The organism is Paraniabella aurantiaca (assembly GCF_050309965.1).
Lineage (GTDB): Bacteria > Bacteroidota > Bacteroidia > Chitinophagales > Chitinophagaceae > Niabella.
The window spans coordinates 203,931-219,918 of record NZ_JBLOSY010000002.1; the positions used below are offsets into that span (position 1 = coordinate 203,931).

The 15,988-nt window shown below is 44.9% G+C and carries 9 protein-coding genes; all 9 read right to left on the bottom strand.

All coding sequences use genetic code 11. The annotated features are described in order from the left end of the window. Positions 1–63: 63 nt before the first annotated feature. The 9 genes from ACLOAU_RS15645 to ACLOAU_RS15685 all read right to left on the bottom strand — a co-directional run bounded on the left by ACLOAU_RS15645 (position 64) and on the right by ACLOAU_RS15685 (position 15,807). Positions 64–3,249, bottom strand: coding sequence for a chondroitinase family polysaccharide lyase (locus ACLOAU_RS15645; RefSeq protein ID WP_427862835.1), 3,186 nt, complete (start codon positions 3,247–3,249; stop codon positions 64–66). Positions 3,250–3,285: 36 nt separating this feature from the next. Beyond that, complete coding sequence (gene nagB, locus ACLOAU_RS15650) at positions 3,286–4,059, bottom strand: glucosamine-6-phosphate deaminase (protein WP_427862836.1); 774 nt, start codon at positions 4,057–4,059, stop codon at positions 3,286–3,288. Between the two features lie 18 nt (positions 4,060–4,077). Further along, positions 4,078–5,631: a sulfatase family protein gene (locus ACLOAU_RS15655; protein WP_427862837.1), complete on the bottom strand. Its 1,554-nt coding sequence runs from the start codon at positions 5,629–5,631 to the stop codon at positions 4,078–4,080. A 19-nt stretch (positions 5,632–5,650) separates the two neighbouring features. After that, the gene (locus tag ACLOAU_RS15660; RefSeq protein ID WP_427862838.1) at positions 5,651–6,799 is read right to left on the bottom strand and encodes a heparin lyase I family protein; all 1,149 of its coding nucleotides are present in this window, start codon (positions 6,797–6,799) and stop codon (positions 5,651–5,653) included. Positions 6,800–6,904: 105 nt separating this feature from the next. Beyond that, positions 6,905–8,164 carry an MFS transporter gene (locus tag ACLOAU_RS15665; protein WP_427862839.1) on the bottom strand — a complete coding sequence of 420 codons (1,260 nt, stop codon included), beginning with the start codon at positions 8,162–8,164 and terminating at the stop codon, positions 6,905–6,907. A gap of 17 nt (positions 8,165–8,181) precedes the next feature. Then, entirely contained in the window at positions 8,182–9,135 is a 954-nt protein-coding gene (locus ACLOAU_RS15670) for an ROK family protein (RefSeq protein ID WP_427862840.1), read from the bottom strand. Between the two features lie 52 nt (positions 9,136–9,187). After that, complete coding sequence (locus tag ACLOAU_RS15675) at positions 9,188–10,711, bottom strand: sulfatase family protein (RefSeq protein ID WP_427862841.1); 1,524 nt, start codon at positions 10,709–10,711, stop codon at positions 9,188–9,190. Between the two features lie 36 nt (positions 10,712–10,747). Beyond that, positions 10,748–12,628: a RagB/SusD family nutrient uptake outer membrane protein gene (locus ACLOAU_RS15680; RefSeq protein WP_427862842.1), complete on the bottom strand. Its 1,881-nt coding sequence runs from the start codon at positions 12,626–12,628 to the stop codon at positions 10,748–10,750. 20 nt (positions 12,629–12,648) lie between these two features. After that, on the bottom strand, positions 12,649–15,807 hold the full coding sequence (locus ACLOAU_RS15685) for a SusC/RagA family TonB-linked outer membrane protein (RefSeq protein ID WP_427862843.1): 3,159 nt from the start codon (positions 15,805–15,807) through the stop codon (positions 12,649–12,651). Positions 15,808–15,988: the final 181 nt, after the last annotated feature.

Below are 15,988 nucleotides of genomic sequence, written 5' to 3' on the forward strand. Positions count from 1 at the left end.
AATGTTTAAAGGTTTAAGGTAAGAACTGTAGTTTCTTTAAACTTTGAACCTGTTATCTTTCAATTAATCTTCTTCCGCTGCGCTTTCTCCGCGATGCTGCAATGGCAGGTCAATACTTTCGCCATCTTTACAGAAGATGGAAAGGATCGTATGGCCATTTTTTACCATCGACGAAACCAACGTTGGTATTTGTTGGGTAGCATACCATTCACCTTTAACGGTTAATGTAATTACTTTTCCTTTGGCCCAGGCATTGGTAATACTATCTGGCATATGAGACATATTATGATTCCAACGGGCCTGGCCTATATCAGGGCAGGCAACCGTTAACTGAAGACGGGTATTGGTCTCTTTAAACTGGGCTAACACAGGTGCATCACTTTTTAGCAACAGTCCGCCTTTTAAAGCTATATTGGGTTCAAACACTGCATAAGCCGTGATGCCTGCAGCAATATGCCGGATGCTATGTGCTATTTGATCTTTCTGCAATATTTGATAAGTTTTAGATTGAATATAGCGCTCTGGTTGTTGATTGTGTAAGAGGATGATATACTCATAGCCAACTCCGGCGGGATGAGTGCCATGATCCAGCCACGCTTTCAGGTAAGCGCCTTCCACCGGGCTATAGCTGGCATTCTTCCATTGATAAGACTGTTGTTTAGCCAGTACCCAATTAATAGTCTGTCCTTTAGGAATGATATATTGAAGTCCGTTCTGATCGGTGAAGTAACCGCCATCTGCTTTTTGTAAGGTTGGCGAAGCGATAACTTTGCCATTAAAATAATTAGTTCTTTTTTCGTTGGCCTGGTATTGGAATAGTGTTGTTACTGTATTGTATCGGCTGTCATTACTGCGGATACCTGAACCCAGGCAAATAATCTCATCGCCTATGAAAAACCACGATTTCCTGGCGCGAAAACTATTGTCAAAAAGAGACCGGTCTGCATCGGGGAAAACATCATCTCTTAAATCCAATGCGAAAAGACCATTCGTTCCCTGTTTCAAACCACTTGCTACTATGCTTTCCGAAAAGTTGCGGTGTTTGCCTTCCACGTATTTTTGGTCTGCCTGCGGATAATAGAGTACTTTGTCTGCCGGTAGCTTTTTGGTAGTGGCGCCGGGGAGCATAGACCAGTCGAAACCTTCGTTTAATGCCATTCCCATACCATCGAAGCCATCTTTCTCGGCACCCTGTGCTGTAACTAACATACCATGGCTCAGGTAACGTCCCATATTGTTTTCTCCCTTACCGCCCTCATAATCCCAAACATATTTATTGTAGCCCTTTACCGTTGCAAAGGCATTACCACGCCTATAAGCAAGCAGGCCGGAGTAGGGCATTACAGTAACGCCGTCCGAAGGCTTATGTTGTGTATCACCCATCTTTTGATGTAGACGTACCATCAGGTTCAGTGTGCCATAAGTGCCCGAATAAGTGAGCGCAGGAAGTAGCATTTTATTGATTTCTTCGGGCTTTGCAATGGAGTAAATGTAGTTGTAGAGTGCTGCCAGCTCTTGGTCGCGGATGCTATCACCGGCCATACTCATATACGCAAAAGCGGGCATACTATGCCCATCTATAGAGCTGTTGTTTAAAGGGAAGCGGCCGCTTACCCCATAATGTATTTGTACCCCGTATGCTATTGCCGCCTGTTGTTTTAATGCAGCTGTCAGGTTATGGGTAGATGTGGCATTCATGCTGAATTGGGTGCCTTCCAGCAACCAGTGAATGAGTGCCATAGTATTTAAGGCGTTGGTGCCGTAAGCATTAAGGTAAGTGCCCCTATGATGGTAAATGGAATAGTCGGGTTTAAAAGTATCGCTGTATCCAGGCGAAAAAGATGCCACATAATCCATGTATTGTTGAAACTGCTCCAGCAACTGTTGTTTACGGGCTCCGTCTTCCATCAGTAAAATGGTAATCAGCTTCACCATTGCACCACCGCGCACTTTATCAGAGTTTTCACCGCGCGTAGCATCCAGCTCTAACAGGCTGCCCATACGTGTATGCCAGATCAGCATATCTAATTGTGGTTTCAGCTTATTTTGTGCCTTCAATTCATCCCGCATCAGGAAAATAGCAGTAGCTATAGGTGTTAAGCGTATCACATGATCAACGGTCCCGATAGCACTCCCGGAGGCCCAGCCCTGGTCGAGAAAGTAATCCAATGCTGCCAGCAGCTGCTCTTTGGAAGAAGTGTTTTTGTTGAGCCGGTAATCTATAGCTAAAGGAAACAAGAGGGTTTGCGCAACATTATCAAATACCTGGCCCTCTGCAGTCGGATGTTCGTCGCGTATGGCGAACAATGGAACTCCATTAACGGTACCGTTTTCTCTTTTTATCTTTAATTGGTCGTAGGTGTTTCGTGCTGCTTTTAATTTACCCTGCATTACATTTTCTATCCCCGTATTTCTTTGTTTCCAGTCGGTGCTCTGGTCTCCCAGTATCAAAAATTCCAAACGGTCAGCGATCCTGCCAGTTTCAGCCGCGAGATCATTTGTATTTACCTGCCTGTTAAAAACACCGCTCTTATATGCTTTAAAGGGTTTTAATATTTCGTAGCCGTCAGCAGACCGGAGATTCCGTTTTTTATTTTCAAATTGAAGGTCTGAGCTTCTTTTATTGGAAACGAAGTTGAGTAAAGTCAGGTGATCAATGAACAGCCTCCCTTTATTTGGCTTTACATTTTTAGGGAGTATAACCATCGCCTGCAAATCGTCACTTCCTTTATATCCCGGTACTTTAGCGTCTTCCTCAAAACAAACCCATACGGTTCGCCAGCCTGTAAAGTCCAGGTTCACAGAAAACCGGTATTTGGGTGATTGCCTGGCTGCCGTCAGGCTGCTTCCTGCCTGGAAAACCAGCTGACCGGATGTAGGCTGCTCCTGGTATAACCAGATCTTAATACCACCGAATCGGTCCCGGGCATAAAACGACGGCTCATATATTTCAGGAATACCTCCGGGATAGGGCATGCCTGCTTCCTTCAATCCCTTTAGACCATTAATTTCCAGTGAGGCATCTTTTGTCCAGTTCCAGCAAAGCGAGTGTTGTCCCTCTTTATAGTGTGTCGATGAAATATGAAGGGTACTCTTTTGGGCCTGCCAGTTTTCAGCATCAGCGTCTGTTTCAAAACCATATTGGCCGGTAACAATTTTTTCTGCTGCTGTGTTTTTTTGTGCTACAATGCCGCTTGTTGCAAATAAAGCCAACGCCGCTAACAGGGCCACTTTTATCTTTAACTGCATATATTTATTGCATGGTTTAGTAATTATGTGAAACTTTTATGCATCGGCGTGCTCGGTCATTTCCGAAAGTTCAGCCGCTGCCTCTTTGTCCAGTACCCATTTTACCGAAGCGTGTGTTTGCAGGTAGGACGCTGGTATTTGCTCATCAATATTAGCTTCTATGGCTTTTTTAATAATAGCTGCTTTATTGGGTCCCCAGCCTGCAATAACAATTTCCCTTGCCTGCATGATCGTGGATATGCCCATAGTAATGGCTTCTGTAGGGGTAAAGGATATACCGCCAAAGTTCCGGGCTGCGTCCTCAATTGTAATTGGGTGCAAAGACACCAATCTTGTAATGGAGTCAGCGCTGACAGGTGGCTCATTAAAGCCAATATGCCCGGTACGGCCAATGCCTAGTAGCTGCAAATCTATACCGCCGGCATTTTTTATAGCGGCCTCGTACCCGCGGCAAAAAGCAGGTATATGATTTTTGGCAAGGGCGCCATCTGGGATATGAATATTTTGAGCAGGTACATCAATATGATTAAAAAGATGATGGTGCATAAACCATGAATAGCTCTGTTGACTGGACGGCCGCATTGGGTAATACTCATCCAGGTTAAAAGTAATTACATGCTCGAAACTAAGACCTTCATTTTTATGTATTCTTACCAACTCTTCATATACGCCGATTGGCGTACTACCGGTAGCTAAACCCAGTACAACGGGTTTATGCTCTTCCCGCCTGCGTTTCACCAAATGGGCAATATGCCGTGCAATGGCCTTTGAACCTTCCATTTTATCATCAAACACTTGTATCGGTCTCATATAACTTTTTTAGATTTTTTACTTCCCGGTTCTGAAAATAGCTGCGGCTTCTTTATCATCATAACGTTCAATCTGTTGGGCCAGCTCTTTCTTTAAAGATGTTACAACGCTCATCATCTTAGGATCGGAATAAATATTTTTCATTTCCTGCGGGTCTTTTTCAAGATCAAATAATTCCCAGCCTTCTATTTTGTTGTAAAACCGGATAAGTTTATACCGGTTGGTTTTAATGCCGAAATGCGGCGATACGGCATGTTCGCCGTTTTCATAATAATGATAATACAAGGTATTGCGCCCTGTGTATTTTTTATTTTGCAGCAGGGGTAAAAAGGATATGCCTTGCATCCGCTTAGGAGTTACGCCACCGGCGAGATCAATAAAGGTAGGGGCCAGATCAATATTCATCACATAGTTGTTGATCACGCTGCCGGGTTTGATCACACCGGGGTATCGCATTAACATTGGTGTTCTGAAAGATTCTTCATACATAAAACGTTTGTCGAACCATCCATGTTCACCCATGTAAAATCCCTGATCAGACATGTAAATAACGAGTGTATTTTTCGAAAGGCCGTTTTGGTCGAGGTAGTCCAGGGTCTTTCCGATATTGCGATCCAGCGAAGCTGCTGTTGACAGATAATCTTTCATGTAGCGCTGAAATTTCCATTCAGTCAATGCATTTCCCTTAGGCGCCTCGGCATGCAGGTCTGCTTTTATTTTATTGTAGTAGGCAAACCATTTTTTTTGTTGGTCTGCAGTCATCCGCTTCACACTATTTTCAATTGCCAGCGAATCGCCGGTTTCATATATTTTCAGGTCATGTGCCATGCGCATCGTTTTGGCAATGGTCATATCCTGCGCTGCTGCTGCTTTTCGTGTGTTATAATTGTCAAAGAAATTGCGCGGTAAATCGAATTTGATGTTGTCATACCTGCCCAGGTCTTCCAGGGCGGGCATCCAGGTGCGGTGTGTTGCTTTATGGCCTATAACCAGGCAGAAAGGTTTGGAGGGGTCGCGGCGCTGCAGCCAGCCTTCCGCTTCTTCAGTGATTATGTCTGTAACATAACCCTGGTAACGCCGGGTAGTATTACCGGTTTGTATAAAGTCAGGATTATAGTATTGTCCCTGTCCCGGAAGAATGCTGTAATAGTCCAGTCCTTGCGGAATACTGTCACCGAGGTGCATTTTACCTATCCAGGCAGTTTGATAACCTGCCTGCTGTAAAGCTTTGGCAAAGCTTTCCTGGTTGAAATTGAAATTAAAACTTACGTTGTCCTTAAACCCGTTGATGTGGCTGTAAGTGCCGGTGAGAATACTGGCCCTGCTGGGTCCGCAAATGGAATTGGTTACATAAGCTCTATTAAACAAAGCGCCTTCCTTCGCCAACCGGTCTATACCCGGTGTTTGTATTTGCCGGTTACCATAGGCGCTAATGGTTTGAAAAGCATGATCATCTGAAAGGATCAATACAATATTCGGACGCTGGGCATGCACAACACCGCTTAGTAATAACAATAGCAAAACAGGCTGTAAAGCTCGCTTTACAAGGGTTAGTAGTTTTAAATGCTTCATCTTTTTATTTTATTTTCCTTTATCGTTGTTCCTGCTGGTATCCCGCGAGATTGTAAACAACAGGTACCGTGCTGCTCCCAACGCGGTAAATGCCAAACTTAAAATAATAACCGCTATCGTCATTTCTTCCAATGGCGATAGTTTGGTTGTTGACAATATGATTGCTCACTTTCTTTTTACCGTTATCGTATTGCATTACCACATCCAGTTTACCGGGCTGTTTCATTTTATTACCGGCTCCATCATATACCGACCAGTCGATCGCTACTGTAAATGTAACCCAGGTATTTTTAGGAAAAGAATTAAATGCACTTTTATAAGCTATGGTCGAGATCTTATATTCAGAGCTCACGGGCTTCATCATTGCATCTTTAGCCGGGTTGGCCAATGTTCGATCGGTTTTATCGGTCATCCATTTGCTATCTGAATTAGCTTTAATATAAAACATATTATTGGAAAACCCGAATGCAAGCGGCGGGTATCCGCCCTGTTCGATCTTCCAGCCGTTTTTCTTGCCTGCTTTGAAATCCTCTTTGCCGTTGTGGCTGATCGTTTTTATTTTTTCATGTCCCTGGTCTTTTGCAAATACCATACTATCGCTTAATCCGGCAAACTGTTGCGGTGTAATTTGCATGATTTTGCCTGATGGGTCCTGGACAAGCGTTCGGGACGGCATGCCATGCCATTGTGCGAAAATAGTGTTAGCATCGGCGGACAAATTAGCCGGAACGTAAACTGAAAAAGTATACGTCCACTTCGAACCCTGCGGGCATTGTCCCTTACCCCTGTCGTAAACCATTTTCAGTATCTGGTCTGTTGTATAAGTATGGGAGGGAAGGCCCTTATAATCATCTGTTGTAGCGTAGCAATAACAGAGTTCTGCACGTCCCTTGGTACTACCTTCTTCATAGCCTTCCAGTGAATTATCCTCACCTTTTAATTCAAAACGGTAAGAAGGTTTGCCGTTAAAGGAAAGGGTTGCATCTTTTTGTATAGAATAAGGCTTATTGATGCCCACGGCTACCCATGCTTTATCAACTATATCAATTTTCCTGGCGGTATCAGCCTGTACATTGACGCGGGTTGACACTGCCTCTAACGCCGTTTTCTGGGCTGTTGCCAACAATGTCAATAATACCGGCGCGATGCCTAAGATTATTTTTTTCATGCGTGATTTTTGTTACCGGCCCGAACTGCGGATGCCGGTATTTCTATATTGATTAACTGCAATCTTTTGTGATATATTTTCAATCGTTTCACTGGTTTTGCAGGATTACTTTTTAGCAAAAAGTTCCCTTAGGGCCAGCGTTTTATTATTAACCAGGGGCTTTGCATACACCGCAATAAAAAACAGGTATCCCAGTGTTATGTAAAGAAATAGTAGGGCATAGCGAAGGCCTATGAGATCTCCCAACGCACCTACAATAAAAGGTACCAGTGCTCCACCAAAAATGCCTGAACATAAAATGCCAGAGAAAGAACCATGATGCTTGCTGATGGAATTCAGTGCCAGTGAAAAAACTACAGAGAACATTACCGAAATAGTAAAGCCTGCGGCGGGGAAGGCCCATAATGATAACTGCCTGTTGCCCAGCAAAGCAATGCTTAATATTAATGCCGATAAAATGCAGGCTGCTTTTAATACCTTTCGGGAGTCCCAGAGTTTCAATACCACCAGGCCCAATAAACAGCCAATGGTCATCAATCCCCAGAACCCTGCCACTGCGTTAGCCCCATCGCCGGCCGGATCTACCTGGTGGTACTGTTTTAAAAATTCCGACATCCAGTTGGCCAGTGATTGCTCGGTACCCACATAAGCTACAATGCCCAGGAAGAACAACCATACATCCCGTTTTTGCAGGAGCTCCCGGTATGCAGAGGCTGCGCCAGACTTTTCATCTTCTTTTAATTCTACTTTCGGCATTCTTATTACCGCCAGTAGTATGAGCATGATAAGAAATATAAAGCTGAATATCCAATACAAAGCCGTCCAGTGTAGCCCGTTTTGCACCAGTTCGCCCAGCAGGTTAGCTAATGGATGTGTAACGGGTTGAGCGGATAGCTCCCGCATCAGGTAGGTAAAGATAAAAGGGCTTATAAAAGACGCCAGTCCAAAAACCAGCTGTCCCATTACTGAAAAAAACGCGAAATTTTCTTCACCACCGGCCACACGCATCAGCGGGTTAATAATAACCTGTAACATGGCCATGCCAATACCAATAATAAACAGTGAGGCCAGCGCCATGCCGTATTGAGGATTGAAGGCAAAGAGCAGGGTTCCAATAAGATTCAATGCAAAAGCAATCAACATCGATTTTTTTTCTCCCAACCGTTCGATCATGATGCCCGCCGGAACCGACATGATTCCATAAGCCAGGAAAAAGGAAAATGGAAGAAAGGCCGCCATCGTTAAACTAAGCCGGTAGGTTTCTATGATAATGGGCATAAGTGGCCCTAGTATGTTGGTTACAAAAGATATGACGAACCATATCAATAAAATTACACCTACTAAAAAACGGTTAGGTTGTTGCATGCAGCATCGATTAAGGATTATAGAAAGTTGATTACAGGATGTACTGCGGGAGACCGGAACACTTTTGCAGCGCAACCTTGTACCCCTGCTTTATTACCTAATGCAGCCGCCATCAAAGTGGTTTGCCCGCTGGTAGCAGGCATAGCAAGGTTTTTTACTCTTTCACGCAACGCCCGGATATAAAAGTCACCGGCTTCACTGATACCGCCACCAATCACTATCATTTCGGGACTAAAAATATTAATGTATCCGGCAATGCCTGCTGCCATATGATCCAGGTGATAGTTCATTGCCTTTATGGCTGCAGGATCTTCTTGCCAATAACGTTCCATGATGTATTTACCATCTGCTGATTCAGGGGCTTCCTCGGCCAGCAACTGATAGCGATCGATTAAAGCAGTTACAGAAGCATAAACTTCGAAGCAGCCGCGCGAGCCACAGGAGCAGGGTGTGCCTTCATGCCGGATAATGATATGTCCAAGCTCGGTGCCACGATTTTTATAACCACCGTATAACTGGTTATTGATCACCAGGGCGCCGCCTATACCGGTGCCAACGGTGAGGAATACTATATCGCTGCATCCTTTTGCGGCGCCATAGATCCACTCGCCCATGCCCATCATGTTGGCATCATTGTCCAGTAAAATATTGTGACCCGTTTTTGTTTCCAGCAATGCCCCAAGAGGCAGGTCTTCAAATCCCGGCAGGTTATCAGCTCCGCCAATTACTATGTTGTTTTCTACAATACCGGGAAAGCCAATTCCAACTCCGCAAACAACGCCGTTGTAACTATTGGCGGTTGATTCAGCCTGCGTAATGCAGGATACTATTTGTTCAATAATGCCTGCTTCACCCTCTTTTTTTTCAAGTGGTTCTGAGAAAGATAGGAGCAGGCTTCCATCCTCAGCTACCAGGCCGCATTTCAGTGCAGAGCCTCCTACATCTATTCCTATCGCTAATGGTTGATTCACGGATAAATTTTGATTCTAAAAGCTGTCGTCTTAAAATTGATGTTGACTGCAATTATTTTAAGTAATCGTATACTGAATCCAGCTTAAACTGTCGGATTGCATCCGCACTGGGATGTGCCCGTTTGTCAATATCACTAAAATAAGGTGCCTTATCCCAAACGCTTACATCGCCGCCTGTTGCCCGGGGGTCTTTGGTTTGTACTAAGTATTGCTGCATTTGTGCGGCAAGCTTTTCTTTTACATTTTTATACGCGGGATCAGCGGCCAAATTATGTAACTCATCAGGGTCGCGAAGAATATCAAATAATTCTTCTGCAGGGCGTTTGCCCATGCCCAGTTCGAACAGCGGTTTAACTGCCGGGTTATCTTTGTTGGCGATCAGATAAAATTTGGCGGGACCGGGATAGTTGAGCATGTAAGGATCAATATCTCCATATAGGGGAGGGTCGCCTGCAGCCCAACGGTTAGGTTCGTAATTGCGAATGTATAAGTATTGCGAGGTACGTATAGCCCGGCCCGGGTAGCCCATACCATGCTGGCGAACGAAAGCATGTCTTTCGCGACCCAATACTACAAAGTCTCTTTTGGCAATCGTATCCTTACTGTTTTTATCTAAAACCGGCAACAGGCTTTTAGCTGTAACGGTTGATGGTATGGCTACACCCGCCAATTCAAGGAAAGTAGGCGCCAGGTCATTCAAAGTAACCAGTTCATTAGCTACAGTACCTTTACTAAACTTACCCGGCCATGAAATGATCAAAGGAACATGGGTACCGAAATCATAGAGGTTGGCCAGTCCACGGGGCATTTGCCAGCCGTTATCACTACATACTACAACGATGGTGTTTTCCAGTTCTCCGCTTTCTCTCAGCAATCTAAGAGCATCGCCCAGCTCTTTATCGAACATTTCTATAGCGTAATAGTAATCAGCAATGTCTTTTCGCACAGAGTCGTTGTCCGGCAAATATTTCGGCACTTTAATCTTTGAAAGGTCGATACCTGCTTTTTCGCCACTGCCTACCTCGTAAGGACGATGAGGGTGCAGGCTGCTGATCCAGTAGGTCCAGGGTGCATCTTTCTTTTTTAGTTGTAGAAATTCATTAAAACTTTTATACGGGTTACCGGCAGGATTATGCTTGCGGCCATTAGCTTCAAAGTTGCCGGGTCCCCAGCCTTTTCCCTGGAAGCCCACTTCGTACCCGGAGGCTTCGAGTAAATCGGTATATAAAGGATATTCGGTAGGTAAAATGCTCCAGAGATTAGCACCCTCTTTCAATCTCCAGATATCCTGTCCTGTTAAATAACCGGCCCTGGAAGGGGTACAAGAAGGCGAATTACAAAATGCGTTGGTAAAGCGCACGCCTTCGCCGGCAATGCTATCCATTTGTGGTGTGCGCACCGTTGAGTCTCCATAAACACCTGCATGGATCGCCGATTGGTTGTCGGACATGATGATCAGGATATTGGGACGCTTGCTAGTTTCCTTTTCCGCAGGCGTTGTACATCCCGCTATTGCTAAAGCGACAGTAATGATCGCCCATCGCAGGTTCCTATTACTATAGGCTATTTTATTCATTCAAATAAGTTTTAAATAATGAGATAGTACCTGCTGTTAATAGCCCGGGTTTTGACGACCGATATTTTTATTAACGTCAGTTTCATTTTGCGGGAAAGGATACAACTCATGCTTGCCCGGTACGAAATTGGCGCCTGCAGGATAAGGATAAGTGGCCCTTATAGCCTGTACCTTTTTATAGGTTTCCTGTATTTTAGTACCCAACATGTTCCACCGTATCAGATCGGCCCGGCGCATTCCTTCAAAACAAAGTTCTTTAGCCCGCTCGCTGATCAATGTATCCAGGAAGGCTTTCTTGCTTAAGCCCGAAGGAATATTGATACTTGCGGCATCAGGCTTTGGCGCCAGCGCTGCTGTAATTACGCCCCCGGTTCCGCCGCCACCCGTGATGGTAACTGTTGGAGCTGAAGTGTAACCAAAGCCTGTATTATAGAGCGTTACTTCTGTAATGCGTCCGCCGCTGCGACCAGATACAATTGCATTGGCATAATTTCCGCCACCACCGGTAATCGTTAAAGTGGGCGCCGATGTGTAACCGGATCCGCCATTAGTGATAGAAAGCGTGATCGCATTACCCGGCATGTCCAATCCATAAGCTCTTCTGCGTACCTGGTTGATCGCATTCAGGGCTGCCTGGTTAGGTCCCTCGTTCAATTCGTTCTCTACCTCTGCCTGCATCAATAACAGGTCGGCGTAACGCATGATTACGGTATTGATATTGGTACTGCCTATTTCTGTTGGAGCGTTGGTCTGGTACTCACGGCTCCATTTACCAACAGTCCAGTTTTGATCGCCGGTTCCTGTAACAAGGTATACCCGGTTGCCTGTTGCGTCAATCCTGAACCTTGCTATAGCAAAATCTTTTCGAAAGTCTCCTGCTTGAAAACTTTCATAAAAAGGACGCACCGCCAGGCACCTGGCAGAAGTACCGCCATACACGCCTGTTGCTGTAGCTGGTGCATTAAAGTACCCGTAACGAGAAGCATTGGGTGCTTCACCGGCAGGGCCGGTTGGTGTAAAAAAAGCTATCTCGAAGATACTCTCCGTAGGCTCTAATACATGCTTGGATTGATTGATAAATACCTGCGGGTAACTTGTGTTTAGCTTATACGGATTGGCTGCCATAATATCATTGATCTGCTGCTGTGCCAATGTATAATACTCCTTGTAATTAGTGGGTCGCTGCATTTGCCCGTTCGATTGCAAAGAGAAACCTCCGGCAAACAAAGCAACACGCGCCAGCATGGCTTTTACGGCCCATTTGTTGACACGCTCGTTGGTTGGGGTTGTTACAGGAAGCAGTTCGGCAGCTTCCTGCATGTCTTTTATAATCTGTGTATAGATAACAGACCGGTCAGTCAGTCCCAGTTTTAAATCAGTGCCTGCTTTGGATGCGGTTGTTTTAAAAGGCACGTCGCCCCACAAGCGAACCAGTTCGGAATAGTAAAAGCCACGCAGAAATTTTGCCTCTCCAAGCATACGGTTCAATTGAGCCTTTTCCGTCTCTGTTCCGTTGGTGTAAGCTATCATCTGTGGAATTTGCTCCAATACCACGTTAGCCCTGTCAATACCCTGGTACAGGGCGCTCCAGCTGCCATAAAACATATCTGTTTCGGGAATCCCGGTATAATGGGGTATGATCCGCCAGTTATCGGCCGCAATACCTGAAGTTTGCCCGATGTCACTGTCGTTGTCAAAAACCATCGGGATATTCCATCCATACCCGCTCCAGGTAGATACAGCTCCGTATATACCCAATGTAGCCATATTGGCTTCGTCAATGTTAGAATAAAAGTTATCGCTGGTGAAATAAGAGTAAGGTTGGGTTTCCAGTACTTTTTTGCAACCACCCGTTATGATAAGGCCACAAAATGCCGCGATAGTAGTTGCCTGTCTGATTATATTTCTATGTTTCATTGTAGTAATTACTTTAATGGTTACAGGGATAGGTTTAAACCCAGTACAAATGACCTGGCACGCGGATAGGCGCTGAAATCAACACCGGGAGTGATGGCATTATTAATAACGCTCACTTCAGGATCATAACCTGTATACTTTGTAAACACATGCAGGTTATAAGCGGTAAAGTAAACCCGGGCATTATTGATCCTGGCTCTTTGGATCAGGGTTTTAGGCAGGGTGTAACCCAGGCTCATATTGTTTACACGCAGAAAAGACCCGTCTTCGATCATGGTGCTGTAAGGCCTGTCTGAAACCATACCAATATAGGAAGGGATGGTTTTACCCTGGTTCAGGGCCGCCAGCGCAACAGGATCTGTAACACGTTTTCCCTCCGCATCAATAGTCATCCAGCGTTCGCTAAAGCGTGATAAGGTATTCTTCAGCTCATTGCTCAATGCGGCATTGTTAAGCACATTGGCGTTATAGATATCATTACCTACAGCGAAGTTTAAGAATACGCTCAGGTCGAAATTTTTGTAGCTCAATGTATTGGTAAAACCTCCTGTATATTTCGGGTTGGCATTGCCGATAGCGGTACGGTCCAGGTCGTTGATCACACCATCGGGTACACCATCAGGTCCGCTGATATCTTTAAACTTCTGGTAGCCGGGTTGTACGGCCCGGTTATCTTTTACGATGCCTGCTTTTAATGTATAAGTATTGTTGGCAGCATTAAAATCGAAATCATTCACCTGGTATAACCCATCAGCTACATACCCGTACATGATCCCGACAGGTTGCCCCACCTGCAGGATGTAGTCATTAAAGGTGGTATAGCTGTTTACGATTTTTGAAGTTTCTCCATCACTCAACTCCAGCACTTTTGTTTTGGGAAATGCAATATTAAAGCTGGTATTCCAGTTAAAATCGTTGCTCTTAATATTTACAGTATTTAGTGTAAACTCAAGTCCGCGCGAAAGGGTAGTTCCGATATTCTGAAACTGGGTAATAAAACCGGAGCTGGAAGGAATGCGGGTGTCGAAAAGCAAATCCTTCGAACGGTTGTCATAATATTCCGTAGTAAGTGTAATCCGTTGGTCAAATAAACCCAGGTCTAACCCGATATTTACCGCCTGGTTGGCTTCCCATTTTAAATTTGGATTGGGCAGGTTGTTCTGGTAGGCAGAAGTGGTAATGGTATTATTAAGCGGATAAGACCCCGTAGTATAAATGCCCAGCGCAGCGTAGTTGCTGATGCGGTTATTTCCGGACTGTCCATAGCTTATCCTTAATTTCAGATCTGAAAATGCAGGCATTGTTTTAATAAAGTCTTCATTGATCATTCTCCATGCAACAGCTACTGAAGGAAAGATGCCCCAGCGGTTGTTGATCCCGAATTTAGAAGAACCATCGGCCCGCAGGCTGGCTGTTAAAAGGTATTTGCTTTTATAACCATAATTAACGCGGCCAAAAAAGGACAGTAATTTGTCGTCTTCAGCGCGGGAGCTGGGTGTGCCGAAAATAGTTCCCAGTGAAAGGTCATCCCAACCATTATTTACCTTAGGAAATGCTGAAGCGCTGGTACCAAAACGTTCAAAGTAGTTATAAATATATTCCTGCCCCGCTGTGACATCGAGGTTGTGGGCGCCTGCAAAGTTACGCGCATAGGTAAGCGTGTTATTATAGTTCAGGCGACTGTCGTTTTGTTCATCAATGCTTCCGAAAGGGCCTCCGCTGCGAATAGCCACAATAGATTCCGATGTATTGAATTGCTTATACTTATTGCCTTTTGCTGTATAGCTGATCAATCCGCGATAAGTAAGGCTCTTCGACAGTTTATATTGAATATTGGCACTGGCGTTGAGGGTGTTAATGACACGCTCTCTTAAACGCGAACGCGCACCGATGATCGGGCTTTGAAATGCCGGTGAACTTTGATTGTCCAGGGGGTCTGTTTCCAGGTCAAGAAGCGCGTCATCGTCTGCGGGATTTCTGCCGCTTACAGGCCGGTATTGCAAAAGGGTTTGCAGGTAAGTTAACCGTGCATTTCCACCTTCAGTAGGAGGAAGGCCGGTTATTTTTTGGTTGGAATAATTCGCAATAGCATTGATCGTAAACTTATCACCTATTTTATGGGTCAGAGTAATTTTACCTATATTTTTGGTTGACCCGCTGTTCAACATAATGCCTTCATCATTATTGCGGGAGTAGAACACATTAAAGCGCGTATCCTTGCTACCGCCGTTGATACTTATTTTATGATACTGGTTGTAAACGGTATTTCCAAAAACTTCATCCTGCCAGTTTTTACCCGGCCTTCCGCCATAAATAGTTTTGAGGGAGTCGAAGGGTCCGTAGAGGTTGGTAAAACCAGCTACCCTGGCGGAATCTCCTACTCGACGTTCATAATCGAGCAACAGGTAGTCATAAGCGCCCATCACGGGTATTTCGGTGGTTATTTTTTTTGCGCCGACATATCCATCATAATTCACCGTTACTTTGCCTGCTTTAATTTGTTTGGTGGTGATCAATACTACGCCGTTTGCTCCTCTTGCTCCATAAATTGCCGTTGCAGAAGCATCTTTCAATACGTCTACCGACTCAATATCCATAGGATCCAGGAAAGCCAGACCGTCTGTTTGAGGTACTCCATCTACCACATACAATGGTTGGTTACTTTGGGTAATAGAGGTTCCGCCCCTGATTTTAATGGTGGGTTCTGCACCAGGCGAACCGTCCGCCATGGTTACCTGAACACCGGCCAAACGGCCCTGTAATGCCTGTCCCACATTTTGCACCGGAACCTTAGCCAGTTCGGTTCCGCTAACGGAACTAACAGCCCCGGTAAGATCCTTTCTTTTTTGCGTACCATAACCTACAACTACCACCTGTTCCAGGCTCTTTTCCTGGGCTACCAGGCTGATATCGATCTGCTGGCGGTTATTAATGTCGATTTCTTTTGTATCGTAGCCAACATAGGAAATAGTTAATATTCCATTAGGGGCAGCCTGGATGGAGTACTGGCCGTTAGACTGTGTAAATACGGTTTTGTTGGTACCTTTTTCACTAATGGTAACGCCTGCCAGCGGTTCTCCGGCCGGGTTGGTAATGGTGCCGGTGATCTTAGTGGTTTGGGCAGTCAGTGTTGTGGAAATTCCCATCAATACCAATAAAAGAATAAACGTTGATCTCATCAGATGCTTAAATTTTAATCCGGGTGAAATGATTTTTTTCCGGGGTAATTCATAGAGAGGCTGCGTAATAGTCTCCGGTTCCTGCTTTGGAAAATCGCAGTTAGGCCGGCCGTCGACCGTTGTAACAAATGGCATAATATACATTTTAACGTTAATGTCAATTCTCATAAACAGTTTTTGT

What these genes read in the sequence shown, in the direction of transcription:
- ACLOAU_RS15680 (WP_427862842.1), bottom strand. Translation starts at nt 12,628, where the DNA reads ATGAAACATAGAAATATAATCAGACAGGCAACTACTATCGCGGCATTT.
- ACLOAU_RS15655 (WP_427862837.1), bottom strand. Translation starts at nt 5,631, where the DNA reads ATGAAGCATTTAAAACTACTAACCCTTGTAAAGCGAGCTTTACAGCCT.
- ACLOAU_RS15660 (WP_427862838.1), bottom strand. Translation starts at nt 6,799, where the DNA reads ATGAAAAAAATAATCTTAGGCATCGCGCCGGTATTATTGACATTGTTG.
- ACLOAU_RS15665 (WP_427862839.1), bottom strand. Translation starts at nt 8,164, where the DNA reads ATGCAACAACCTAACCGTTTTTTAGTAGGTGTAATTTTATTGATATGG.
- ACLOAU_RS15675 (WP_427862841.1), bottom strand. Translation starts at nt 10,711, where the DNA reads ATGAATAAAATAGCCTATAGTAATAGGAACCTGCGATGGGCGATCATT.
- ACLOAU_RS15685 (WP_427862843.1), bottom strand. Translation starts at nt 15,807, where the DNA reads ATGAGATCAACGTTTATTCTTTTATTGGTATTGATGGGAATTTCCACA.
- nagB (WP_427862836.1), bottom strand. Translation starts at nt 4,059, where the DNA reads ATGAGACCGATACAAGTGTTTGATGATAAAATGGAAGGTTCAAAGGCC.
- ACLOAU_RS15645 (WP_427862835.1), bottom strand. Translation starts at nt 3,249, where the DNA reads ATGCAGTTAAAGATAAAAGTGGCCCTGTTAGCGGCGTTGGCTTTATTT.